Source organism: Gracilibacillus sp. JCM 18966, from assembly GCF_055392695.1.
Genome location: NZ_AP043883.1, coordinates 3857817 through 3880521, shown reverse-complemented (window position 1 = coordinate 3880521; position 22705 = coordinate 3857817). Strand labels below are relative to the sequence as shown.

Genomic DNA, 22705 nt, shown 5'->3' with positions numbered 1-22705 from the left:
TTACCTTAGGTTTTAGTTTGCAACTCCTTCTATTGATGACGAACAAAATGGTAGAATAGGAGGTTTGTATGAAAGAAAGTCATTATTTAGCAGGGAAAATTTTACTTCGTGAAGAAATTAATATCCCCAATGATCGATTACACCATCTAGTAGAGCTTGGCTACCTTCAACAAATACCAGCAATCTCAAGAAAATTTCTTCAATATAAATGTAATAGATGCCACACCACTACCCCACATCACTTTGCTAATATCCCATGCTCTCGTTGCCAAACTTCTCATGTATATTGTCGCAACTGTATTCGAACTGGTAGAGTACTGTTCTGTGAGAAATTATTCATTTGGACGGGACCTAATATCTTCTGGCCACAGCAAAAAAATCCATGCTTCTGGGAAGGTTCTCTAACTAAGCATCAGCAGTTAGCAGCAAATGCTATCCTTCATGCTACTAGTAAACCGAAGCAAGAGCTACTGATTTGGGCGGTTTGCGGTGCAGGTAAAACAGAAATGCTTTATCCAGCAATTACAGAAGCGATTAGACATAATAAAAGGATTTGTCTTGCTACACCAAGAGCAGATGTTGTCCAAGAATTATACCCCCGTCTAAAAGAGGTGTTTCCAAATACAGAAATGGAGGCATTATATGGCGGAACAGGGGATAGGACAGGTGTTGGGCAGCTTATTATCGCAACTACCCATCAGTTAATCCGTTATCAGAATGCATTTGATTTACTTATCATTGATGAACTCGATGCCTTTCCATTTCATCATGATCCATTACTACATCAGTTTGCAGTAAGATCTGCCAAAAAATATGCCACTAAAATTTATCTCACCGCAACGCCTCGCCCAAAACAAAAACGATTGATTGAATCGAACAAATTAAAAGCTATCTTTGTCCCGATTCGTTTTCATGGCTATCCACTACCTGTTCCACGTTTAAGGCTTGAGTTAGGTCTCAAGCGAAAAATCTCTCAAAATAAAATGCTTCATAGTTTAGAAGCGTTTCTAGATAGCCATGATCCGAAGCGACAATGGTTACTATTTGTTCCAACGATACAGCTGCTAACTCCTTTTGCGAAATTACTAGAGGAAAAAGGTCTGGACCTTGCTACCGTTCATGCCGATGATCCAAAACGAAAAGAGAAAATTACAGCATACCGGGAAGGGAAAATAAATGTATTAATAACAACAACTATTTTAGAACGAGGCGTCACCTTTCCTTCCATTGACGTGGTTATGATCGATGCTGGTCACGACGTTTTTGATGAAGCAGCAATCGTTCAAATTGCTGGACGCGCTGGCAGAAGCCCAAAAGATCCAACAGGAGATGTATTGTTGATTCATCAAGGTAAGACAGAAGCTATGATTCAAGCGGTCAAGCAAATAAAACGAATGAACCAGAAAGGAAAAGCGTTATGAGCTACTGTTTAATTTGTCAGTCCTTTATTCAAACAGAGGTGACATGGTCCAATTTTCTTTTTCCTAATAAAGCTAGCAACCTATGTGAAGAATGCCAAAAAAAGATAGAACAGATAGAAGGAGACATATGCGAAAAATGTGGTCGACAAATGAAGCAACAAGGGCTATGCTCGGATTGCATAAGGTGGGAAACACGTGGGGAGTGTAAAGAAGTACTAGAGAAAAACCGTGCAGTTTTCCAGTATAACTCCTTCATGAAAGAAATTATCGCACAATGGAAATACAGAGGTGATTACCATTTAATTGAAATATTCAAACCATATATTCTCGAAGTATTTGATCAACATTTTTCAAAATTAGATTCAAATTTTGTTATGATACCAATACCACTAACAGAAGAGAGGTTATATGAGCGTGCCTTCAATCAATCAGAAGCTATTGCAAAGATTATATCAAAGAAATCTATTATTCCATCGATTTTAAAAAGGGATCCAACAAAAACAGAAAAACAATCCAAAAAATCTAAAAGAGCTCGTTTAGAATCTAACAATCCATTTTATCTAGAAACAGGCCTAAACAAAACCGCTGTTATTGTCGATGATATTTATACAACAGGTACGACAATCTATCATGCAGCCAAAACATTGAAATTAGCTGGTTGCCCACATGTATATAGTTTTACGTTAATTCGATAGATAAAAGGGAGGTAGCCCATGATGGCTGAACTGGCAAATTGCGAATATTGTGATAAAGTTTTTGCGAAGATAAACAGATCGATCTGTCCAGATTGTATGAAGGAAGAAGAGAAAAAATATGAAAGGGTAGTTCAGTTTTTACGAATAAGAAAAAATAGACAAGCAACAATAACAGAGATTTCAGAAGCAACAGAAGTCGAACATGAAATTATTCTACAATTCGTGAAGGATAAACGTTTACGGCGATCTCAGTTTCCTAATTTGTATACTTCTTGTGAACGATGTGGTGAGCCCGTGTCATCTGGGGTACTATGTGATAAATGTAAGAATGACATAAAATATGATTTAAAAAAACATCATCAGATAGATCAAATAAAGCAACGAAATGAAGAAGACGAAAAGAAAATTCGAACATATTTTACGAAAGACTAGCGTTCTTAAAAATTACTTCTCATTGTCGCTCAACCTAGTTATACTAAAAATATATTTAACTTTTTGGCTGAGTTGTCGATATACATGATATAGAATATAGGATACGCAATAGTTAGGAAAGAGGTGAGTGGTCATGAAAGTGAACGGACCAAACCATACGAATGTTAATCCATATCAACAACAGATACAGAAAAAACAAACATCCCATAAATCCACTACACGTCAGGAAGACCAATTACAAATTTCTAATAAAGCAAAAGAAATGCAAGCAAAGGATAGTCGCCAAGCCTATGTGAAGGAAATTCAGCAGCAAATCGAAACAGGCGAATATAAAGTAAATGTAAAAGAAACAGCAAGGAAAATCTTGAATTTTTGGAAATAATTAAGCTAAAAGGAGCAGACACTTACATGTCAGTTCGGAAAATAACGCAACAGTTAGAGAAAATGATTCAGTTACATGAAAGTCTACTTCACGTTTCAAAACAAAAAACAGAAGTGCTGAAGGAAGGCAATATAGAGGGATTACAACGCTTATTGAATCAAGAGCAAAAGCATGTGCAGGCGATTAATCAAATGGAACAGAAGCGTAATGAAATGGTGGAGATCTGGGCTAATTCAAATCAGCTTGATCAGAATACTTCAGTCTCCACTATTATTGAGCAATACGCAGAAGGAGAAGAGAGAACTGCTCTTGAAGCGGTAACCTTAAGGCTAGCAGAATTACTGTTAGATCTAAGAAGACAAGAGGATCTAAATAAACAATTGACGGAACAATCACTTCAATTTGTTCGTTTGTCCTTGGATATGGTACAGCCATCCCTTAAAAATTTGAACTATGGGAATGGGAAAACTTCACAGGATTCCTTGTCGAAACGATCCGTATTTGATTCAAAGGCATAATGAGGAGGAGAAAAAATGTTAGGAAGCTTTGGTGGATTAGAGGTAGCAAAACGTGCTTTACATGCACAGCAAACCGCCTTATATACAACAGGTCATAACATAGCAAATGCTAATACAGCAGGATATACGAGGCAACGGGTGAATTTTAATGCTACAACACCATTCCCGCCAGCGTCTAGGAATCGCCCACAAATTCCGGGGCAGATTGGAACAGGTGTGGAAGCAGGATCTATTGAGAGAATAAGAGATAGTTTTATTGATAAGCAATATCGTCAGGAGAATGCGAAGGTAGGGTATTATACGTCTAAAGCAGATATCATGTCCAAGATGGAGACTATTCTTAATGAACCATCGGAAGCAGGATTGTCTCATACAATGGATCAGTTTTGGCAAGCATTACAAGATTTATCCGTTAACCCAGAGGATTCAGGTGCTCGTTCCGTGGTAAAAGAAAGAGCAATAGCATTAGCAGAATCCTTTCAGTATGTTCATTCCTCCTTACAAGATGTCCGAGCCAATTTAAAAAATGAAATTGGGGTTGGAGAGACAGATGTTAATTCTATAATTGATCAAATTAATCAGCTTAATGGTCAGATTGCAAAAATAGAGCCACACGGTTATGTTCCAAATGATTTATATGATCAACGGGATAGTTTGATTGATGAGTTATCGGAATATGTAGATATAAATGTGAGTTATCGTGAGAGTACTGGACAACCTAGTCCGATAGCAGAAGGGATTGTAACAATAACTCTTAATACAGAGAATACTAGTGTAGAAAACAATGGATCAGACCCAATTACCTTAGTAAATGGTAGTGTAGACATTATTGCTGGTAGTGATGAGGCAGTTAACCACGTATTTGTTGATTTTGATAATCAAAATAATGTACAAGCTATGTTTTTTGCACAACCAGATCGAGATCTGACCTCTGAAGAACAAATAGAGGCACTTGTTGCTAATTATGACCAAGAAGTTTTTATTTATGGGGAGAATTATGAAGTCCAGGGTAAATTGAATGCAATAGTAGATGGAGCAGGTTATTTACAAGATTTTAATTATGATGGTACCGGAACGAATGTACCTGCCGGTGAATATAACGAAATGCTAGATGAATTAGATGTAATGGTTGAGCATTTTGTCAATGAATTCAATGCAGTACATAAAAATGGTTACTCCTTAGTAGATTCAGATGGGGATGGCTTAGGAGATCAGGGGATTGACTTTTTCGTAGGAAGCACAGCCGATACCATTGATGTTGCAGAGGCAATTAAAAATGATACAGATTTAATAGCAGCTAGTAGTGATGGAGCATCAGGAGACGGTGAAAATGCTATCTCACTTGCTGATGTTTATACAAAACGAGTAGAACAATACATCACTTCTAACAATACAGCTCCGGATTTTGTTCCAACATTAGATGAGAAAGCTTCTATCAAGAGCTATTTTGAATCAATCATTGGAGAAATGGGAGTAAAGGCAGAAGAATCCATTCGCATGCAAGGAAACTCGGAAATTCTCCGTAAACAGGTAGTAGAAACAAGACAGTCTATTAGTACGGTTTCACTGGATGAAGAAATGACAAATCTCATTCAATTCCAACATGCTTATAATGCTGCTGCACGTAACATGACGGTGGTTGATGAGATGTTAGATCGAATTATTAACAATATGGGATTAGTAGGGAGGTAAGTAGAGTAAATGAGAGTCACACAAAGTATGTTAACGAACAATATGCTGCGTAATTTGAGTAACAGCTATAATAGCTTAGGTAAATATATGGAGCAATTATCTACAGGAAAGAAGATAAATCGACCATCTGATGATCCAGTGATTGCGATGAAAGGGATGAATTATCGCACACAGGTGAATCAATTAGAGCAATATGAACGAAATATTGGGGAAGTACATAACTGGATGGATAATACAGATTCAGCGCTTGAAAAAGTACAAAAGGGGCTTGAACGTTTACGGGAGCTAGCTGTTCAAGGGGCAAATGGTACTTATGAAGAAGGCCAGCGAGGCAATATGGCTTCTGAGGTGAGACAACTAAAAGAGCATATTCTAGAGATTGCTAACACGAAAGTAAATAATAAGTATATTTTCAGTGGAACCGCAACAACTGGTAATGGTGGAGACAAACCATATGTATTAGATGGAGAGGATACTTCAGCAGCAAATCCAGATTTCTTTCAATTTTATGGCAATCAAGATGCAGTAAATATTGAAGTTTCTACCGGGTCAAAAATCCAAGTAAATACAAAAGGGAATGAAGTATTTACAGAAGACCTATTCAAAGACCTAACTGATTTCGCAAATACTTTAGATGATGATAATGCATCAGATGAGGAAATTGCCCAATTTATAGAAAAAATTGATGGACATATAGATAATAACGTCAATGCTCGAGCAGACCTTGGAGCTCGACAAAATCGAATTGATTTAATCGAAAATCGGGTATTAGAACAACAAGTGACCGCAACGGATATGATGTCAAAAAATGAAAATGCAGACTTAGAAGAAGTCATTTTGAATTTAACATCACAAGAAGCAGTCCATCGTGCAGCACTAAGCGCAGGAGCGAGAGTGATCCAGCCTACTTTACTTGACTTTTTACGCTGATTAAAAAGCCTTACCTTACATTCTAAGGTGAGGCTTTTTCGCAAAAGGAGAAATGATCATGCAATTACCTCAAATAAGCATTCAGTCACAGAATGCCATGATTGGACTGAATATTAAAAATGCAAAGCTTAGCATTGATTCAGGACCTGCTAAACAAACAATTAAACAGCCAGAAGCAGAGCTCCAAATTAATGTGGAACCAGGTAAGTTAACGATAGACCAATCAAAAGCGTTAGCAGATGTTGGTATAATACCTGTTGAGCAATCTGTGAAAAAAATGGCACAAGAAGCCATGCAAACCGCTATACAAGGCTCAAAAAAACGTCGCCATCAAGGTGATCAATTAATGAAAATCGAAAATGGTGGTAATCGTATTGCACAAATAGCGAAACAAAACGGGGAAAGACCGATGAAGCAGTTTAATATTGGCTGGATCCCCTCCTTGGATGGTGTGAAGTTTGATTACCAACCAGCTAGGGTGGATATTAAAGCAAAGGCAAACGAGCCTATTATACGTACAGAACAAACGAAAAATCAATTTCAGTATCAACCAGGAGGAGTAGAGGTCTATTTAAAACAAAAAAACTGGCTGGAAATTGATTTTACTAATATGAAATTTGTAGGCAATCATTTTGAAATGGATCTATAAAAGAGGTGACATATGAGAATCGAAACGAAATATTTTGGTGTGGTAGAAATAAAAGAAGAGGACATTATTCGTTTTCCACAAGGAATACCAGGCTTTTTAGATGAAAAAGATTTTGTGTTATTGAATTTTGAAGAAAGTGGTTTATTTCAAGTATTGCAATCTATTCATCAACAAAACCCTGCATTTGTGGTGATCGATCCGTTTTTGTTTGTGAAAGACTATCAGTTTAAATTAGATGATGCTACGATAAATCAGCTTTCTATCGAAAAGAAGGAGGAAGTAAGAGCATTATCTATTGTAACAGTAAGGGAACCTTTAACTACCAGCACAGCCAATCTTCAAGCACCAGTTATTATTAATCAATCAAACAAACAGGCCAAACAATTAGTTGCCATGCATTCAAAATATACCACGAGGGAAGCGATCTTCCAGCAATCCTCCAACACGAAGGAGGCGTAGTATGTTAGTTTTAACAAGAAAGTCTAATGAAGCAATAAAAATTGGTGAAGATATCGAGATCAAGATACTCGAGGTTGATGGAGAACAAGTGAAAATAGGTATTTCAGCCCCAAGAGATGTCGATATCCATCGACAAGAGGTTTATGAGTCGATTCAAGCGGAGAATAGTGATGCAGCGAATCTTTCAGACAGTATCATTGATTTATTGAAAAAAAATAATAAAAATAATTAAACATCACGATACATGAGCCGATAATACTATTAGAAGCTGGTTGATGTGGTTGACGGCCGCAATTACATTAGTCGGTAACTCCACAAGGATGTGGGAAAACATAATTTTCAAGGAGGAAATTTACTTATGATTATCAATACTAATATTCCAGCGATGAATACTTATCGCCAACTAGGAATCAACCAAGGCGCAATGCAAAACTCAATGGAGAAGCTTTCTTCAGGTCTACGTATCAACCGTGCTGGAGATGACGCAGCAGGTCTTGCAATTTCTGAAAAAATGCGTGCTCAAATCAAAGGTTTAGATCAAGCAAGCCGTAACTCTCAAGACGGTATCTCTATGATCCAAACTGCTGAAGGTGCTCTTCAAGAAACTCAAAATATCCTTCAACGTATGCGTGAGCTAGCTACACAAGCTGCCAACGATACAAACGTAGGTGTGGATCGTAACGAAATCCAAAAAGAAATTAACGAATTAACTACAGAAATCAACCGTATCAGTGAAACTACTGAGTTTAACACTCAAAAGATGTTGAATGTAAGTGGAGCTTCTGGCTTTACTGCAACATTCCAAGTTGGTGCGAATAACGGTCAAAGCATGACTATTTCAATCCAAGATATGGGTGCTGAAGCTTTAGGATTAACTGGAAGTGGAGCTCATACAGTTGGTGCTTCAGTATCAGGATTGATGGCGGGTGCTTCAGGTTATGGAGCAGTTTCAGGTGCAGCTTACTCTACTGATGGTGGTGTATTACTTGAAGACGGAACAAGTGGTACGGCAAATGGATTGTCTGTAGCGGATCATGAAAAAGCTTCTGCAGCAATTGAAGTAATCAATGATGCAATTGAAACAGTATCTGCTCAACGTTCAAATCTTGGTGCATTCCAAAACCGTTTAGAGCATACCATTTCTAACCTAGATAACTCTTCTGAGAACTTATCTGCAGCTGAATCACGTATTCGCGATGTAGATATGGCAAAAGAAATGATGGAGATGACTCGTGCAAATATTCTTTCCCAAGCTTCTCAATCAATGTTAGCTCAAGCAAATCAACAACCACAATCTGTACTTCAATTATTAGGATAATAATATTATGGAAAAGGGTCTGGATATTAATTCCAGATCCTTTTTTTATTTTTGCTCTAAATTATTATAGAAATATGTCGATATAATTATTACGAATAGTAATACTGGAGGATAATATGAAATTAATCTTAAATAACGAAGAAAAAATAGTGGAATTGAATAGCCTTAGCTCAGCGGATGAGGTAATTGAAGAGATAAATAATCTAGTAAATAACAGATCATTACTTAGTCATTTAGTCATAGACGGTAAGGATATTTATGATGATTTAGAACAATATTTAGACAGGTATTTGGGGACAATAAACACAGTGCAAATCATCGCAAAATCGAAACAGGAATTTATAAATGATACATTACACTCTGCAGAAGAGTATCTTAATCAAGCAATCATCCCTTTAGAGGACCTAGGTTATAAATTTTATTCCAATCCGACTAATGAAGAGTGGAATGGTTTTGCAGAATTTACAGAAGGATTACAATGGCTTATACAATTGATTACAAAAATTGATTCATTTGAAGAGAAACCAAGTAATTGGATAGAGTATATAGATTCATATAATAAAATACAAGAACAAGTTGAAATTCTAAATGAAGGCATAGAAAATGATGATACTACACTAATGGCTGATGTTATTTTATACGAATTTAAACCTACCTACGAGAAGCTAAAAAGCATAATTACTTATACTATTGACATAGAAGGAAGTCGTAAAGATGCTAATTGAAAATAGGAATTATTTGAGATTATATAACAGAGAGTTATTAAATGATTTAACGCAGCATGTTTTAAATGAAGATCATATTCTAGTTGAACAAACAAAAAAGAATACTCCAACATTAAAGATCAAGCATGGAGAGACATTTAAATATATTCATAGCAAATATGATCCACAAAATGAAGCAAGACGTTTAGTTGATCACTTTACCATAGAAGAAGGTACTAATCATATTATTATCTTCGGAATAGGCTTAGGATATCATTTAGATGAATTAATTAACAAATATCGAAAAGTTAATTTCTCTATCTATGAACCAAATAAAGATGTACTTGCAACATTTTTAAGTGAGTATGATTTATCTAATTTAACAAATCAGAAATTGCATACGATTTTTTATCAAAGTCTCCAAATAGACGAACAAATAAATAACATTAGTATGAGATCGAACGGAAACTTTCAAATCTTTAGTCTGCCGATTTATGAGAAATTATACCAGGAGGAATTACAGAAATTTTACGACTCTGTTGTTTCTTTCTTTAAAAATGAAAAAAATAAAATCGTAACAAGCTTTTCATTTCAAAAAAGATGGACTATCAATGCAATAAAGAATTTTCCCACAATCGTGAAAACACCAAACATCTTAAAAGATGTTGATCGCTCCCAATTTGAAGGTAAATCGGCCATTCTAGTTGCTGCAGGGCCTAGCTTGAATGAGGAATTTGAAAATTTACGAAAGATAAAAGAAAAAAGACTAGCTTATATCTTTTCGGTTGGTTCAGCAATTAATTCTTTAATAGAACAGGGGATCTATCCTGATGCCACATGCACATATGACCCACAGGAACGAAATCAAATGGTCATTCAAAAAGTAAAGGATAAAAATATTGCTAATATACCGTTAATTTTTGGTAGTACAGTTGGATACGAAACATTGGCTGATTACAATGGACCCTTGCTTCATATGTTTACTAGCCAAGATACAGTAGCCCCTTTTTTATTAAAAGATGTGGATGATTTTAAGGTAGTTTATGATGCACCCTCTATTGCGGTAGTTACATATCAGTTATTAACAAATTTAGGTTTTGAAAATATTTATTTAGTTGGACAAAATCTATCCTACCAGAATAATAGAAGGTATGCTAAAGGGATCGAATATGATAATGAAATATCAACTGAAAAAAAACTATTGTCAATTAAAGATGTGAATAACGATGATATATGGACTGATGATGGATATAATCGAATGCGACTGCAACTAGAGGCATATATTAAAGCCACTTCAAATGTTAATGTTTATAACACGACTAAAAAGGGTGCAAAAATAACAGGTGCTCCCTTTATACCTTTACAAGAAGTGATTGATAAGCATTTTGTTCATGATCAACAGGTTAATCATAGATGGTATGAGACAGACCCACGATATGAAATTGACAAGATGAAAAAAAATCTATTATTGTTAAAATCTGAAAAATCAACATTTGAACATCAACTTGGTGAATTGAATAGTTTTATAGGGAAACTATCTAAGAATAGCGCTAACGTAAAAAATTCACAATATATTGAAAAAGAATTTGCTAAATTTGACAAAAAATTCAAAAAATTAAAAAGTAATAAATATTATTTATCTTTCTTATTACCTATGTTGAGGGTTCAAATAGAAAATTTAGTTAAAAAAACGAAGAAAATAAAATTTGAAACGAGAATAGATGTAAAAGTGAATTATTTTCTAGTAACCTTTGGTGTTTTTTTACAGCAACTCACACAGCAATATAAAGAGTTAGATTCTTATTTCAATGAGCTTATAGAGAAGATAGTACAAGAAAAGGGGTAGACTTAATGAGTTATCTTGAAAATAAAACAATACTTATTACTGGAGGTACTGGTTCATTTGGTAAAAAGATTACTGAACAATTATTAAATCTAAATGTCAAAAAAGTAATCATTTTTAGTCGTGATGAGTTAAAACAATATGAAATGAAACAGGAGTTTACTGATGAGAGACTGCGTTTTTTTATTGGGGATGTCCGGGATAAAGAGCGTTTGTATCGAGCTTTTGATAGCGTTGATTATGTTGTTCATGCTGCTGCGATGAAGCATGTAGATGCATGTGAGTATAATCCGTTTGAAGCAGTAAAAACGAATATTCATGGCGCACAAAACATTATTGAAGCAGCAATTGATAAAGGGGTGCAAAAAGTTGTAGCACTTAGTACAGATAAAGCTGCAGCACCGGTAAATCTATATGGTGCGACAAAACTAGCATCTGATAAACTATTTGTTGCAGGAAATTCGTATGCTGGAGATAAAAATACAAGATTTGCTGTAGTGAGATATGGAAATGTGGTGGGAAGTAGAGGGAGTGTTGTACCGTTTTTTAAAAAAATGAAAGAAACCGGGCATTTACCCATAACTGATGAAAGAATGACACGTTTTTGGATTACACTTGATCAGGGTGTGCAATTTGTTATAGATAGTTTTAATAGAATGAAGGGCGGAGAAATATTTATACCTAAAATTCCGAGTATGAAGATTACAGACTTAGCAAAGGCAATTGGTCCAGAGTGTGAGATTGATATTATTGGTATAAGGCCTGGTGAGAAGCTCCATGAAGTGATGATTACAGAGGATGACGCTAGAAGAACAGTGGAACGTGATAATTATTATATTATACAGCCTGAATTTCCGTGGTGGGATGAAACTAAAGAACAGGATTCTAAAATATTAAAAGATGGATTTAAATACAGTAGTGAAACAAACGAGCATTGGTTAAGAATTGAAGAGCTTAAGACTCTTATTGATGAATAAGGAGTATTATAATGAATATTGATAATAGTGCTTTCATACCCTATGGACGTCAAACGATTGATAATGATGATATTAATGCAGTAATTTCTGTGTTAAAAAGTGATTATTTGACTACAGGTCCAACAGTTCGAAGATTTGAAGAATCTGTTGCAAAATATGTTGATGCAAAGTATGCTGTTGCCTTTTCAAATGGAACAGCAGCGCTACACGGTGCTTGCTATGCTGCCGGAATTCAGAATGGAGATGAAGTAATTACTTCACCTATGACCTTTGTAGCTAGTAGTAATTGCATTTTGTATATGGAAGCAACACCTGTATTTGCTGATATTGACAAAGGAACTTGTAATATTGACCCACGTGAAATCAGAAAAAAAATTACAGAGAAGACAAAAGCAATCATACCAGTTGATTACGCTGGACAGCCTTGTGATTTGAACCAAATTAAAGAAATTGCTCTTGAGCACAATTTAGTGGTAATTGAAGATGCAGCACATGCGTTAGGGGCAAGATATAAAGGGGAAAAAGTAGGGAGCATAAGTGACATGACCATGTTCAGCTTTCATCCGGTTAAACATATTACCACGGGTGAAGGTGGAATTATAACCACCAACAATAAAGAATATTATGAGAAATTAATTGATTTTAGGTCACACGGTATTACAAGGAATAAGACTAAATTCACAGATAACCATGGACCTTGGTATTATGAGATGCAATTTTTAGGTTATAACTACAGAATGACAGATATCCAAGCGGCTTTAGGTGTAAGTCAATTAAATAAGTCAGATGAATTTCTAAGGAAAAGACAATCAATAGTCCATAAATATAATCAGGCTTTTACTGATATATCGGAAATAAATATTCCTATACAGAAGGAATATAATGATAGTAGCTGGCATTTGTATGTAATTAGTTTAAATTTAGATCAACTAAGTGGCAGTAGAAGAACGATCTTTGAGGAATTACGCAAAAAAAATATTGGCGTAAATGTCCATTACATACCAGTTTATTATCAGCCATTTTATCGAGAGTTGGGTTTTCGTAAAGGGATTTGTCCAAATTCTGAGCATTTTTATGAAACAATTATTACATTGCCGCTATTTCCAAGTATGACAGATGAAGAAATAAGTCATGTAATTAAGGTTGTTATTAATATCATAACGAAGTATTCCAAAAGAAATTAAGGTGATTTCAATTGAAAGTTGTTGCAATTATTCAGGCTAGAATGGGTTCAGCTAGACTACCAGGTAAAGTACTTAAAAAGATAAAAGGGGAAACGGTACTTTCACACGTAATCAACCGTGTTTCTAAAACCAAAAACGTAGACAATATTGTTATAGCTACTACTATACAGAAAGATGATGATCAAATTGTTAAAGAAGTTACAGATCTTGGTCACACAGTGTATCGAGGATCAGAGAATGATGTGTTAGAAAGATATTATCAGGCTACTCTTCAATCTTCTGCAAATATCATTATTCGAATTACTTCGGATTGTCCACTAATCGATCCAATTGTGATAGATGAAATGGTGGAAGTGTTTATCAATAATAATTATTCACTAGTTACAAATGCAGGAACAGATGCATCTCTCAGGACCTTTCCGAGAGGCTTAGACGTTGAAATATTCTCAAGAGAAGCTTTAGAAAAGGCGTATATAAATGCGACTCTACCTTATCAAAGAGAACATGTGACTCCATATATATATGAAAATGAAGCTAAAATATTTTATTATAAAAATAAGGAAGATAACTCTAATCATAGATGGACGCTTGATACCAAAGAGGATTATCGATTAATTGAAGAGATCTATAATAATCTTTACATGGGAGAACACAACTTTTATATAAATGAAATATTAGAATTGTTTGATAAGAATAAAGACCTAATCAACTTAAACGCACATATTGAGCAAAAAAGGATAAATTGAGAGGTTCACTTATGAGAGTATTAATATTCACTGAAGGTGGTAGCAATATTGGCTTTGGTCATATTATTAGATGCTTTTCTATTTATGAAGAATTGAGAAGACGAGGTATTGAGACACATTTTATTACTTATGGGGACTTTGAATCAACTGAAATACTAAAAGATGTAAAATTTGAAAGTATAAACTGGTATTCCCACTCGTATTTAAAAGATTTTATAAAAGAAGATGACTACTGTATTGTTGATTCATACATTGCAGAAGAAGATACTTATGAGGTTATATCAAATTTAGCAAGAACATGTTTATTTCTCGATGATTACTACAGAATAAAGTATCCAAAAGGGACTGTTATCATACCATCATTGAAGAAAAAAGAATTTGTAGATTCTACAACTTTAACCCGTTATATAGCAGGTCCACATGTAATATGCTTAAGACAAAACTTTACTAAAATTGAAAGTAGACCCATAAGAAAGGATTTGGCCAATGTATTAATTACATTAGGTGGTTCAGATATAACTGCTTTTTTAAAACAGATTATTAAGAGTCTTTGTAGAAAATATCCAAATATCTTCTTCCATGTTGTATCAGGAAAAAAAATTATCAATATTGAAAGTGAAGAATTTGATAATGTCCAAGTATACACTGATTTAACAGCTGAAGAAATGAAGCAGTTAATGCTAATGTCAGATCTAACTATTACGGGATCCGGACAAACAATATATGAATTAATAGCTACAAGAACCCCTTTTATACCAATAAAAGTAGCAGAAAACCAACAATCAATTGTAAGTAATTTATTGGAATTAAGCCTAACTAATGATTTTATAAATTATTTGGAAGATGATCCGCTTAGAAATTTGTTAAATAACTTTGAAAAAAATATTCCATATCCTGTTAGAAAGAATCAATATGAAAAATTTTCTAATTTTATTGATCGAAATAGTACTAAAAATATTGTTGACTACTTCCTAATTAACCATTATATAGAAGAAAAGTTTAGATTGAGAGTAGCTACTAACGAAGATATCTATAATGTCTATCACTTATCAAATGATTCTACTGTCAGAGCTAATTCGATTAATCGAAAAAAAATAATATGGAAGAATCATAGGGAATGGTTTAATAAAGTAATCAATAATGATCAATATCTATTCCTCATTATTGAAGATAAAAATAATAAATTTGTAGGGCAAGTTCGCTTCGAAATTAAGTATAAAGTAGCACTAATAAGTATAAGTATTGAAAAAGAATATAGAGGAAATGGAATAAGTTTATCAATTTTACTAAAAAGTGTTCAAGAATGCACGCAATATTTTGAAAATGTTAAAAACATTATAGCCTATATTAAGATTAGTAATATTGCTTCAAAAAAACTATTTGAAAGAGCTGGATTTAAGTTTGTAGAGAACCAAGGAGATTATCTTAAATATACAATAACGGTAGGTGCTTGAATTGTTAATTGGAAACAAAAACATTATTCAAAAAGTTTTTATTATTGCAGAATTATCAGCAAACCACGGTAATGACATTACAGTAGCAAAAAATACTATTAAGGCTGCTAAAGAAGCGGGAGCAGATGCTATTAAACTGCAAACATATACAGCAGATACTATTACTATTGATTGTGATAATGAATATTTCCAAATTAACACTGGTACCATTTGGGATGGACGTACATTATACGATCTTTACAAGGAAGCATATACACCTTGGGAATGGCATGAAGAACTGATGAATTATGCCAATGAACTTGGATTAATATGTTTTTCGAGTCCGTTCGACTACTCAGCAGTAGATTTCCTAGAAAATTTAAATGTTCCTGCATATAAGATCGCTTCTTTTGAAATCACCGATATACCATTGATTGAATATGTAGCATCAAAAAATAAGCCAGTAATAATTTCAACTGGAATTGCCACATTAGCTGAAATAGAAGAAGCAATATCAGCATGTAGACGAATGGGAAATGAACAAATTATTTTATTAAAGTGTACTTCCTCATATCCTGCTAAAATTGAGGATGCTAATCTTTTAACAATGAAAAATATGAAAGAAACATTTAGTGTATATGTTGGATTATCGGATCATACTCTTGGTACCACAGTGCCAATAACTGCTGTTGCAATGGGTGCAAGAGTTATTGAAAAGCATTTAATATTAGACAAATCTTTAGGTGGCCCCGACGCTAGTTTTTCACTAGATGGACGAGAATTTAAGAATATGGTTACAGCAGTTCGACAAGCAGAGAAGTCGATTGGCAAGGTGGATTATCAGTTGACAGAGGATAAAAGGAAGAGTCGAATTTTGTCTAGATCATTATTTGTTGTTAAAGACATAAAAAAAGGCGAAAGATTTACAAATGAAAATATACGGTCTATTCGGCCGGGACATGGTATAAATCCGAAACATATTAATGAGATTATGAATAAGAATGCTACTGAAGATATTATTAAAGGAACGCCATTAAGTTGGAAATATGTAGAGTGAAATAAATGAAAAGAATGCCTATATCGGAAAGATAGGTTATCACTTAAAAAAGACTAAAATAATTTTACAATCTAGGATGAAGAAAATGAAATATGATTTTATACATATAGGTATGATGAAATCAGCTACAACTTATATGCAAAATTTACTCTTGATAGATTCAAACTATTCTCTCTCATGGAACAATAGTATGAAATTTCTCCATGAGTTAAGAAATAATATAAAAAATGAACAGTTAGAGAAGCAAGTAAAGGCAAGTTTTAGTTCAGATATAATTATTAAACAACATAGTAAGGCTAATGTATTGAGTAATGAAGGGTTCTCTACTGCTTTTTTAAATGACATTGACAATCAAGATAAGATTCCTAATTTTATAGAGTACAGTAGTAGGTCTCTCAATAATAATGTGAACTCAAATAATCTCTTAATTACTATTAGAGGACCTATTTCGTGGATTAAATCAATTTATATTCAATCAATTAAAGAAGGATGGTCAGGTAGCGCTCAAGATTTTGTTGAGAAGCAAGAAAATTTTGTACTTCATTCATTAAATTTAAGAATGATTATTAATTACTATAAGAGATATTTTGATAATATTTTAGTATTACCATTTGAATTTCTTAAACAAAGTGAAGACATATTTTGGAGGATTATATCTGATTCGTTCCAAGTTCCAGTAGTAGAGGCAAGATTATCTGAAAGAATTAATACATCTTTAAATTTGGAGCGAACATTTTTATTGTCACAAATGAACCAAATGTCGCGATTATTAACAGACACACTACTAGAATCTGATAATTATCAAAATGTGCGGGAAAAGAAGTTAATAGTTAAAACACACCTTAGTAATGAAAAATGGGTACATAGACGCTTTGTTGAAAACGCTACGGAACAGAATGTTAGAGATTTATATGGTTTGTTTAATTTGGAAGCACCGGATAAAGATTTTTTTAGTTTTAAGTTGTCTCCGCATTTACTAGACTCCATACAGAAAAATTATATAGACTTCCTTAGGGAAAATATTATTCCAGATATAGCTGATATGTATCAAAAGGAATTGGACCAGTATACTAAAAATAGTAAAATGTAGGTATTTAATCCGAACGGTATTAATTTTTTTGAATAGTATATATCAGTTATATAAATAATCATTAATATATTGCGTGAAAAAAGCTGGTGATCCAATGAACTTCGATCTCATCCATATCGGAATGATGAAAACTGCCACTACCTATATGCAGAGGGTATGGATGAATGATGCTAATTATTGTTTGGCCAATATAGGTAGTAAGAAGTATCTTCATTATCTAAGAAGAAATGTGAGGATGGGTAAAACGAATAGTCTCATCAAGACAAATATTGCTACAGATAAGCCCAAACAAGATAATCAAATAATGATATTAAGTAATGAGGGCTTTTCTACAGCTTTTTTAAATGAAATAAATCATCAAAAGCGGGTTTGGAAATTTATTGATTATACAAGTAGTCAACTTCGTTATAAAACAAGAACGAATCAGCTTCTTATTACAGTTAGAGAACCGATCTCTTGGATTAGATCTATTTATATTCAATCGATAAAACAAGGATGGTCTGGCTCGGCACAGGACTTTGTTGAAGAACAAGGGCTGTTTTTATTTTATTCGCTCCAATTGAAAATGATATTAAGGTATTACAAGCGGTATTTCGAAAAGATTTTAGTTTTGCCATTTGAATTGTTAAAAGAAAACGAAGATAAATTCTGGCATACGATCACGGATACTTTTCAGTTTCCAGCAATTGAGACAAGAATAGAGAATAAGCTGAATCAATCGCTCGATTTAGAAAAAGCATTCTTATTATCATATCTTAATCAAATGCCTCCTGATGAAAATGAAAAATTATTAAATTTTGTACCATATGACAATGTAATGGAAAAATATGAATCATTAAAGATTCATTCACTATATCGAAAGCTAGTCGAGCGTGCTACAAACTCAGATATTGCCAAATTGTACAACTTACTTGAATTAGAAACGCCAAAAGCTAACTTTTTTGAATTCCGTTTACAAGACAACTTCATAAAATCTATTCAAAAGAATTATTTAAATTGTTTAAAACGATATATTGATCCAGCTTTTGTTCTTCAATATCAACAAAGCTTCGATCAATATATTAAGCAAAATCCTTCCTCTTAATAAGCAAGATAATGCAACTTCCCAATAATAAAAGAACAGATCCTATTAGTAAGAAGTTGAAAATATAGGAGGCTGTATTTGGGAGCTTATCAGCGCTTGTTGGACTGTTGGTGGAAAGCTGAAGTATCCTATCTTCCTCCCCTATTTTACTCTTGGCTGTAATGATAATTTCTGCATCTACCGAAAGACCTTGGTATTCATTGCCGAGCTCTTTTGGAAAAGAGAGTCTCATGTTTAAATTGTCCTGACCATTTACAGCTAATGTTTGAGAGGGGAGATCAGATAATTCATGTAATTTATTATGGAAGAGAACGGCATCACCATAACGAATTTCCATTGTTAATGCATGAAAAAACTTTTTGGAACCATTCACAAAACGGATATCGAAGTCATAGGTTGTTTCTTCCTTACTAGCATTGGAGATTATCAATTCACGATCAGCCCAATCACCTGGCTTAATATTTTCAATTGAAAATAAATGATTCGTTTTTGTAAGTGAGCCAGATATGTCAATTAAATTTGAGGCTGTAGCATGGATCGGGTATGAATAGAATAAGAACAAACTCACGATGCCTATTATCCCACTTCGAATGAAAAGTATTTTCATGATTAACACCTCCTCCTAAGCATTCACTCGGAAATATTTTTAGCCTTACGCTCTAGCCTAATAATCGTACTCCAAACGTTATACATACCATAGCCTAATAAACCAAGACCTGGAATAATCAATAATAAAGCACTACCTAATGGTGATTGCATATAATGCACAATATAGCCTAAATAGGGGATGGTCATTCCAGAATATGTCGCCACTACATTGTCATCTTGGACAAGAGATTGATCGGGAGTACGGTTGTTATCCCCTTTCGTTTGATAAAGTGTATGAGTACCATTCTGTTGAATGTCGACAACTCTATGAGTAATGAGTTGATCAGATTCGTCCACAAATGTTATCACATCATCGACTTCTATGGAGGAGTTTTTGGTATATTCCTCCACAGCAATTACAGAACCTGTTCGGAAGGTTGGTTCCATTGACCCTGAGAGGACGACTTTTAACTGGTATCCGAAAAGTTCCGGTTCATTGCCACTAACTCTTGTTATAATCACGAAGATAGAAATCGTAATTAATAGGACGAACAATATGGCTGTTATAGTATTACTCAGTACTTTCTTGAACTTTATTTTCTTGTTCGATTCCTTCATTTGATTTTTCTCCATCCTCGTTTTCCTCCTCTGTATTCAAAGCTTCATCTTTATGATCTTTTTCTACTTCTTCCTCTTGTTTCTCTATTTCCTGTTCATTGTCTATTATTTCGTCAGCATTCTCTTCCGTTGTTTTTTCTATTTTCTGTTCTGTATTTTCCTTTATCTCTTCGGTTTGAGTTTTCTTCTGCGTCGGATGATCGGTTGTCTGTTCTTTAGTTGGTGTGGACTCTATCTTCTCTTTATTGACTTTTTCCTTTTCTAATTCACAAAATGCCTTAATGACTTGGCTTTTTGTAAACTGTTGTTCCTTTTTATTTTGGTAAAGTGGATGTTGATTTACTTTGAGCTGGTAATGTCCATTTTGTAGATTAGGGAATACTAACGTTTTTTCCTCCATTGAGGCAAGGGGTGAGATCGTACCCTCTTTGATTATATTTCCATTCTTTATAGGAGATCCATTTTCTGAAAAATAAAGATAATAATGAGTAGACTCTAACATTGAAACCCCCTGATTCTGAACAGTAAAATGAATTTGGACAGAAGGGCAAGCATCTTTCATTTGATACGATTGTTCAGCAATAACCAGCTCACTCTTATCCCACCAATTCCCTAGTTGAACAGTAAAAGAATCCCTCGTTGAATGGATCAATTTCGATTGGGTAACAGAAGTAAGATGGGTTAGCCCGGATAGACCAATTAAACAAATAGAAATCAGTAATGCAAATAGCATAATTAGTTTTTTATAACGAACAAATAATTTCAAGCTGGTCCCCCCTTTTAAATTAGGACATTCTCATTTTTATACACATATGAAAGCATATAGGCATAAAAATAAGGGAGAGAGAAGAGAAGCATTCTCTCCCCATGTAAAATCATTATCTACTTTCACCTTCCGTTTGTTGTGCTTCAAATGTCCATTCTAGCTCTAAAGAATCGCCTTGGAAGACGTTTTGATCCTGACCATTATCCACAAATTCGAATTGGACGATTAAATCATCGGATTCTCCTACTTCAATTCCACTTGCTTCGTCACCCCAACCAAGGAATGCCCAGATTTTATTTTCAACGGCATCTGGAACTTCTCCCTGAAGCTCTGCCAATGTTGCAGACGTGATGACATTCTCATGAGGATATTGGAACAAGGAATCCTTATCTAAGTTTTTAAGGAAGTTTACTCGAATATGCTCACCAAAGTCTTCAGAGCCATTGTCACCATTTGCATCAATGACAGTATAATCTGTGTGCAAATCAACTGCTGAAATGTCTAAACTACCATCATTTACTAGCTCAAAAGAACGGCTCATCCAATCTCCAGGCTTTAAATTGTCTACATCAATAATGGTAGAAGGATTGACAGATAAGTCCAATGTACCCGCAGTGAATGAATTTGCCGACACTTCTGTGTCACTAAAGTAGGCATATGTACCTCCACCAATTAATGCAATTCCAAGTGCAGCAGACGCTAATCCCATTCCAAGCTTTTTCTTTAACGACATGTTAATTCCTCCTCAAAATTTTGTTCTATATAAAGAACATTAAGTGTATTATAACGCATATATCGAAAAAGAAAAGAACCAAAAAAGAAGAAAATCACTCGTTTTAAATATTTATCAAGTGATTTCCTTCTATTTTCTTCTATTTTCTTTGTATATCTAATTTTAATGTCGTTTGTTTAACCAAAGTACCCCTGATTTTGCTAGTCTAGGAAGTAGTCCAGTGACAGGCTGACGATACATGTTACCGAAGCCGTCAGATTTGCCGAGAGAGCCTAATTGTCCTTTCAGTTTAATATCTTTTGGCCTTTTAGGTGTTTCATTTCGTAATATCGCGGCTAATATTTCTCCTATTTGTTCTCCTTGAATTCCGGCAAGCTGTGCACTTGGTGAATAATTGGACGCAGCGCAATCACCAACAATAAATACATTATCATTGGAGGGAACTTGATAAAAATCATTAATGATAATTTTTTCGTGACGATCCTTTTCAAAAGGTAAGCTACGAACTAAGTAATTCGGACGCACACCTGCAGTCCAGATAATGACATCACTTTCAATACCCTCACCATTATTATAAAAAATACCTTCTGCTACTAGCTCTACGTTTGAGTGGTGAAGAATGTCGACCTCGTTACGATGAAACCACTCTTCCACATAGGATTGGATTTTTTCGTCGAATGCAGATAAAACAGATGCACCTCGGTCTAATAAACGAATATTTAAGTCAGGACGACTTTCTCTAATTTCGGAAGCTACTTCGATACCACTTAGTCCAGCGCCTACGACAGAGACTTGACTATATGCTGGCAAATTATTTACTTTTATATTAGCTTGACGAGCATTTGCAATACTTTGTACACTTTCTGTATATTCCATTGCACCTTGGATGCCGTGATAATTATCCTCACAGCCAAGCCCAATCAGTAAGTAATCATAGGTTACAGCCTCTTCATTATTTTTTAAACGGATCTGGTTATTTTCTGTATCGATCTCAATAATATCTCCAAAGGTATAGTTAACTTGTTCGTGGATTGGAAAATCAATCCGTACTTCTTTATCAGATTTCGTACCAGCAGCAATGGCATAAAATTCTGTTTTTAATGAATGGTATGGATTTCGATCAATTACGTTAATGTGAACATCATCAGGTAAATCATGATCTAGCAATTGATGTAAGGCATTCATACCACCATAGCCACCACCAATGATGACAACTTTTCTCATCTTCAAAACTCCTCGTCTATCATATAATTCATAGTGATTATTTCTATATTTAAGACTAACAAAATTAGTTCAAAAAAACTATCCTTTTCCTATAGAAAGAGCAAAACACATTAAATTCAGAAAATTCTTTATTTAATGCTCATTTTTTCCTTTAGAAGAAAA

Annotated in this window: 25 protein-coding genes and 1 pseudogene; 21 read left to right on the top strand and 5 right to left on the bottom strand. The window is 34.3% G+C overall.

From position 1 onward, the window contains the following. The first annotated feature begins 68 nt into the window (after window positions 1-68). The 21 genes and pseudogenes from ACZ5N5_RS18980 (at window position 69) to ACZ5N5_RS18880 (ending at window position 18614) form a co-directional block, all read left to right on the top strand. Window positions 69-1421, top strand: a complete 1353-nt coding sequence (locus ACZ5N5_RS18980) for an ATP-dependent helicase ComFA (RefSeq protein WP_464372912.1) — start codon at window positions 69-71, stop codon at window positions 1419-1421. Beyond that, window positions 1418-1540, top strand: a pseudogene (locus ACZ5N5_RS18975) (ComF family protein); the annotation flags it as partial. The gene ACZ5N5_RS18980 and the pseudogene ACZ5N5_RS18975, both read left to right, overlap by 4 nt. Before the next feature lie 135 nt (window positions 1541-1675). After that, window positions 1676-2116 (top strand): ComF family protein, encoded by a 441-nt coding sequence (locus tag ACZ5N5_RS18970; RefSeq protein WP_464373814.1) that lies wholly within the window; start codon window positions 1676-1678, stop codon window positions 2114-2116. 18 nt (window positions 2117-2134) lie between these two features. Beyond that, on the top strand, window positions 2135-2548 hold the full coding sequence (locus tag ACZ5N5_RS18965; RefSeq protein ID WP_464372911.1) for a TIGR03826 family flagellar region protein: 414 nt from the start codon (window positions 2135-2137) through the stop codon (window positions 2546-2548). 133 nt (window positions 2549-2681) lie between these two features. Further along, window positions 2682-2930 carry a flagellar biosynthesis anti-sigma factor FlgM gene (gene flgM / locus ACZ5N5_RS18960; RefSeq protein WP_054859875.1) on the top strand — a complete coding sequence of 83 codons (249 nt, stop codon included), beginning with the start codon at window positions 2682-2684 and terminating at the stop codon, window positions 2928-2930. Window positions 2931-2956: 26 nt separating this feature from the next. Further along, on the top strand, window positions 2957-3448 hold the full coding sequence (locus ACZ5N5_RS18955) for a flagellar export chaperone FlgN (RefSeq protein ID WP_054787154.1): 492 nt from the start codon (window positions 2957-2959) through the stop codon (window positions 3446-3448). Between the two features lie 15 nt (window positions 3449-3463). Continuing rightward, window positions 3464-5140, top strand: a complete 1677-nt coding sequence (flgK, locus tag ACZ5N5_RS18950) for a flagellar hook-associated protein FlgK (protein ID WP_109983563.1) — start codon at window positions 3464-3466, stop codon at window positions 5138-5140. Between the two features lie 9 nt (window positions 5141-5149). Then, the gene (gene flgL, locus ACZ5N5_RS18945; RefSeq protein WP_109983562.1) at window positions 5150-6070 is read left to right on the top strand and encodes a flagellar hook-associated protein FlgL; all 921 of its coding nucleotides are present in this window, start codon (window positions 5150-5152) and stop codon (window positions 6068-6070) included. Window positions 6071-6128: 58 nt separating this feature from the next. After that, window positions 6129-6719 carry a DUF6470 family protein gene (locus tag ACZ5N5_RS18940; protein WP_109983561.1) on the top strand — a complete coding sequence of 197 codons (591 nt, stop codon included), beginning with the start codon at window positions 6129-6131 and terminating at the stop codon, window positions 6717-6719. Between the two features lie 12 nt (window positions 6720-6731). Further along, window positions 6732-7178 carry a flagellar assembly protein FliW gene (fliW, locus tag ACZ5N5_RS18935; RefSeq protein WP_054787089.1) on the top strand — a complete coding sequence of 149 codons (447 nt, stop codon included), beginning with the start codon at window positions 6732-6734 and terminating at the stop codon, window positions 7176-7178. A gap of 1 nt (window position 7179) precedes the next feature. Beyond that, the gene (gene csrA / locus ACZ5N5_RS18930; RefSeq protein ID WP_054787088.1) at window positions 7180-7410 is read left to right on the top strand and encodes a carbon storage regulator CsrA; all 231 of its coding nucleotides are present in this window, start codon (window positions 7180-7182) and stop codon (window positions 7408-7410) included. A gap of 126 nt (window positions 7411-7536) precedes the next feature. Next, entirely contained in the window at window positions 7537-8496 is a 960-nt protein-coding gene (locus tag ACZ5N5_RS18925; protein WP_464372910.1) for a flagellin N-terminal helical domain-containing protein, read from the top strand. Window positions 8497-8612: 116 nt separating this feature from the next. Continuing rightward, window positions 8613-9221 (top strand): hypothetical protein, encoded by a 609-nt coding sequence (locus ACZ5N5_RS18920; protein WP_464372909.1) that lies wholly within the window; start codon window positions 8613-8615, stop codon window positions 9219-9221. Beyond that, entirely contained in the window at window positions 9211-11046 is a 1836-nt protein-coding gene (locus tag ACZ5N5_RS18915) for a motility associated factor glycosyltransferase family protein (protein ID WP_464372908.1), read from the top strand. Before ACZ5N5_RS18920 ends, ACZ5N5_RS18915 begins: the two co-directional genes overlap by 11 nt. A gap of 5 nt (window positions 11047-11051) precedes the next feature. Further along, the gene (pseB, locus tag ACZ5N5_RS18910) at window positions 11052-12020 is read left to right on the top strand and encodes a UDP-N-acetylglucosamine 4,6-dehydratase (inverting) (RefSeq protein ID WP_464372907.1); all 969 of its coding nucleotides are present in this window, start codon (window positions 11052-11054) and stop codon (window positions 12018-12020) included. Between the two features lie 11 nt (window positions 12021-12031). After that, window positions 12032-13204 (top strand): UDP-4-amino-4,6-dideoxy-N-acetyl-beta-L-altrosamine transaminase, encoded by a 1173-nt coding sequence (pseC, locus tag ACZ5N5_RS18905; RefSeq protein ID WP_464372906.1) that lies wholly within the window; start codon window positions 12032-12034, stop codon window positions 13202-13204. An 11-nt stretch (window positions 13205-13215) separates the two neighbouring features. Next, the gene (locus ACZ5N5_RS18900; RefSeq protein WP_054787083.1) at window positions 13216-13950 is read left to right on the top strand and encodes a cytidylyltransferase domain-containing protein; all 735 of its coding nucleotides are present in this window, start codon (window positions 13216-13218) and stop codon (window positions 13948-13950) included. A gap of 11 nt (window positions 13951-13961) precedes the next feature. Continuing rightward, window positions 13962-15404: a GNAT family N-acetyltransferase gene (locus tag ACZ5N5_RS18895; protein WP_464372905.1), complete on the top strand. Its 1443-nt coding sequence runs from the start codon at window positions 13962-13964 to the stop codon at window positions 15402-15404. Then, the gene (pseI, locus tag ACZ5N5_RS18890; protein WP_464372904.1) at window positions 15397-16440 is read left to right on the top strand and encodes a pseudaminic acid synthase; all 1044 of its coding nucleotides are present in this window, start codon (window positions 15397-15399) and stop codon (window positions 16438-16440) included. The genes ACZ5N5_RS18895 and pseI overlap by 8 nt, the downstream gene beginning before the upstream one ends. Window positions 16441-16525: 85 nt before the next feature. Beyond that, a complete protein-coding gene (locus ACZ5N5_RS18885) occupies window positions 16526-17530 on the top strand; it encodes a hypothetical protein (RefSeq protein ID WP_464372903.1) in 1005 nt (334 codons plus the stop codon). A gap of 73 nt (window positions 17531-17603) precedes the next feature. Next, the gene (locus tag ACZ5N5_RS18880; RefSeq protein ID WP_464372902.1) at window positions 17604-18614 is read left to right on the top strand and encodes a hypothetical protein; all 1011 of its coding nucleotides are present in this window, start codon (window positions 17604-17606) and stop codon (window positions 18612-18614) included. Here ACZ5N5_RS18880 and ACZ5N5_RS18875 read toward each other — a convergent pair. From ACZ5N5_RS18875 to ACZ5N5_RS18855, 5 genes are all read right to left on the bottom strand, one after another. Further along, entirely contained in the window at window positions 18592-19221 is a 630-nt protein-coding gene (locus ACZ5N5_RS18875) for a hypothetical protein (RefSeq protein WP_464372901.1), read from the bottom strand. The genes ACZ5N5_RS18880 and ACZ5N5_RS18875 overlap by 23 nt on opposite strands. 23 nt (window positions 19222-19244) lie before the next feature. Next, a complete protein-coding gene (sipW, locus tag ACZ5N5_RS18870) occupies window positions 19245-19835 on the bottom strand; it encodes a signal peptidase I SipW (RefSeq protein WP_464372900.1) in 591 nt (196 codons plus the stop codon). Beyond that, window positions 19774-20586: an amyloid fiber anchoring/assembly protein TapA gene (tapA, locus tag ACZ5N5_RS18865; RefSeq protein WP_464372899.1), complete on the bottom strand. Its 813-nt coding sequence runs from the start codon at window positions 20584-20586 to the stop codon at window positions 19774-19776. Before tapA ends, sipW begins: the two co-directional genes overlap by 62 nt. A 112-nt stretch (window positions 20587-20698) precedes the next feature. Then, window positions 20699-21319 (bottom strand): CalY family protein, encoded by a 621-nt coding sequence (locus ACZ5N5_RS18860; protein WP_054787073.1) that lies wholly within the window; start codon window positions 21317-21319, stop codon window positions 20699-20701. A 162-nt stretch (window positions 21320-21481) separates the two neighbouring features. Further along, window positions 21482-22543 (bottom strand): NAD(P)/FAD-dependent oxidoreductase, encoded by a 1062-nt coding sequence (locus tag ACZ5N5_RS18855; protein ID WP_464372898.1) that lies wholly within the window; start codon window positions 22541-22543, stop codon window positions 21482-21484. Window positions 22544-22705 lie beyond the last annotated feature (162 nt).

What these genes read in the sequence shown, in the direction of transcription:
- ACZ5N5_RS18980 (WP_464372912.1), top strand. Translation starts at nt 69, where the DNA reads ATGAAAGAAAGTCATTATTTAGCAGGGAAAATTTTACTTCGTGAAGAA.
- ACZ5N5_RS18970 (WP_464373814.1), top strand. Translation starts at nt 1,676, where the DNA reads ATGAAAGAAATTATCGCACAATGGAAATACAGAGGTGATTACCATTTA.
- ACZ5N5_RS18965 (WP_464372911.1), top strand. Translation starts at nt 2,135, where the DNA reads ATGATGGCTGAACTGGCAAATTGCGAATATTGTGATAAAGTTTTTGCG.
- flgM (WP_054859875.1), top strand. Translation starts at nt 2,682, where the DNA reads ATGAAAGTGAACGGACCAAACCATACGAATGTTAATCCATATCAACAA.
- ACZ5N5_RS18955 (WP_054787154.1), top strand. Translation starts at nt 2,957, where the DNA reads ATGTCAGTTCGGAAAATAACGCAACAGTTAGAGAAAATGATTCAGTTA.
- flgK (WP_109983563.1), top strand. Translation starts at nt 3,464, where the DNA reads ATGTTAGGAAGCTTTGGTGGATTAGAGGTAGCAAAACGTGCTTTACAT.
- flgL (WP_109983562.1), top strand. Translation starts at nt 5,150, where the DNA reads ATGAGAGTCACACAAAGTATGTTAACGAACAATATGCTGCGTAATTTG.
- ACZ5N5_RS18940 (WP_109983561.1), top strand. Translation starts at nt 6,129, where the DNA reads ATGCAATTACCTCAAATAAGCATTCAGTCACAGAATGCCATGATTGGA.
- fliW (WP_054787089.1), top strand. Translation starts at nt 6,732, where the DNA reads ATGAGAATCGAAACGAAATATTTTGGTGTGGTAGAAATAAAAGAAGAG.
- csrA (WP_054787088.1), top strand. Translation starts at nt 7,180, where the DNA reads ATGTTAGTTTTAACAAGAAAGTCTAATGAAGCAATAAAAATTGGTGAA.
- ACZ5N5_RS18925 (WP_464372910.1), top strand. Translation starts at nt 7,537, where the DNA reads ATGATTATCAATACTAATATTCCAGCGATGAATACTTATCGCCAACTA.
- ACZ5N5_RS18920 (WP_464372909.1), top strand. Translation starts at nt 8,613, where the DNA reads ATGAAATTAATCTTAAATAACGAAGAAAAAATAGTGGAATTGAATAGC.
- ACZ5N5_RS18915 (WP_464372908.1), top strand. Translation starts at nt 9,211, where the DNA reads ATGCTAATTGAAAATAGGAATTATTTGAGATTATATAACAGAGAGTTA.
- pseB (WP_464372907.1), top strand. Translation starts at nt 11,052, where the DNA reads ATGAGTTATCTTGAAAATAAAACAATACTTATTACTGGAGGTACTGGT.
- pseC (WP_464372906.1), top strand. Translation starts at nt 12,032, where the DNA reads ATGAATATTGATAATAGTGCTTTCATACCCTATGGACGTCAAACGATT.
- ACZ5N5_RS18895 (WP_464372905.1), top strand. Translation starts at nt 13,962, where the DNA reads ATGAGAGTATTAATATTCACTGAAGGTGGTAGCAATATTGGCTTTGGT.
- ACZ5N5_RS18885 (WP_464372903.1), top strand. Translation starts at nt 16,526, where the DNA reads ATGAAATATGATTTTATACATATAGGTATGATGAAATCAGCTACAACT.
- ACZ5N5_RS18875 (WP_464372901.1), bottom strand. Translation starts at nt 19,221, where the DNA reads ATGAAAATACTTTTCATTCGAAGTGGGATAATAGGCATCGTGAGTTTG.
- sipW (WP_464372900.1), bottom strand. Translation starts at nt 19,835, where the DNA reads ATGGAGAAAAATCAAATGAAGGAATCGAACAAGAAAATAAAGTTCAAG.
- ACZ5N5_RS18860 (WP_054787073.1), bottom strand. Translation starts at nt 21,319, where the DNA reads ATGTCGTTAAAGAAAAAGCTTGGAATGGGATTAGCGTCTGCTGCACTT.
- ACZ5N5_RS18855 (WP_464372898.1), bottom strand. Translation starts at nt 22,543, where the DNA reads ATGAGAAAAGTTGTCATCATTGGTGGTGGCTATGGTGGTATGAATGCC.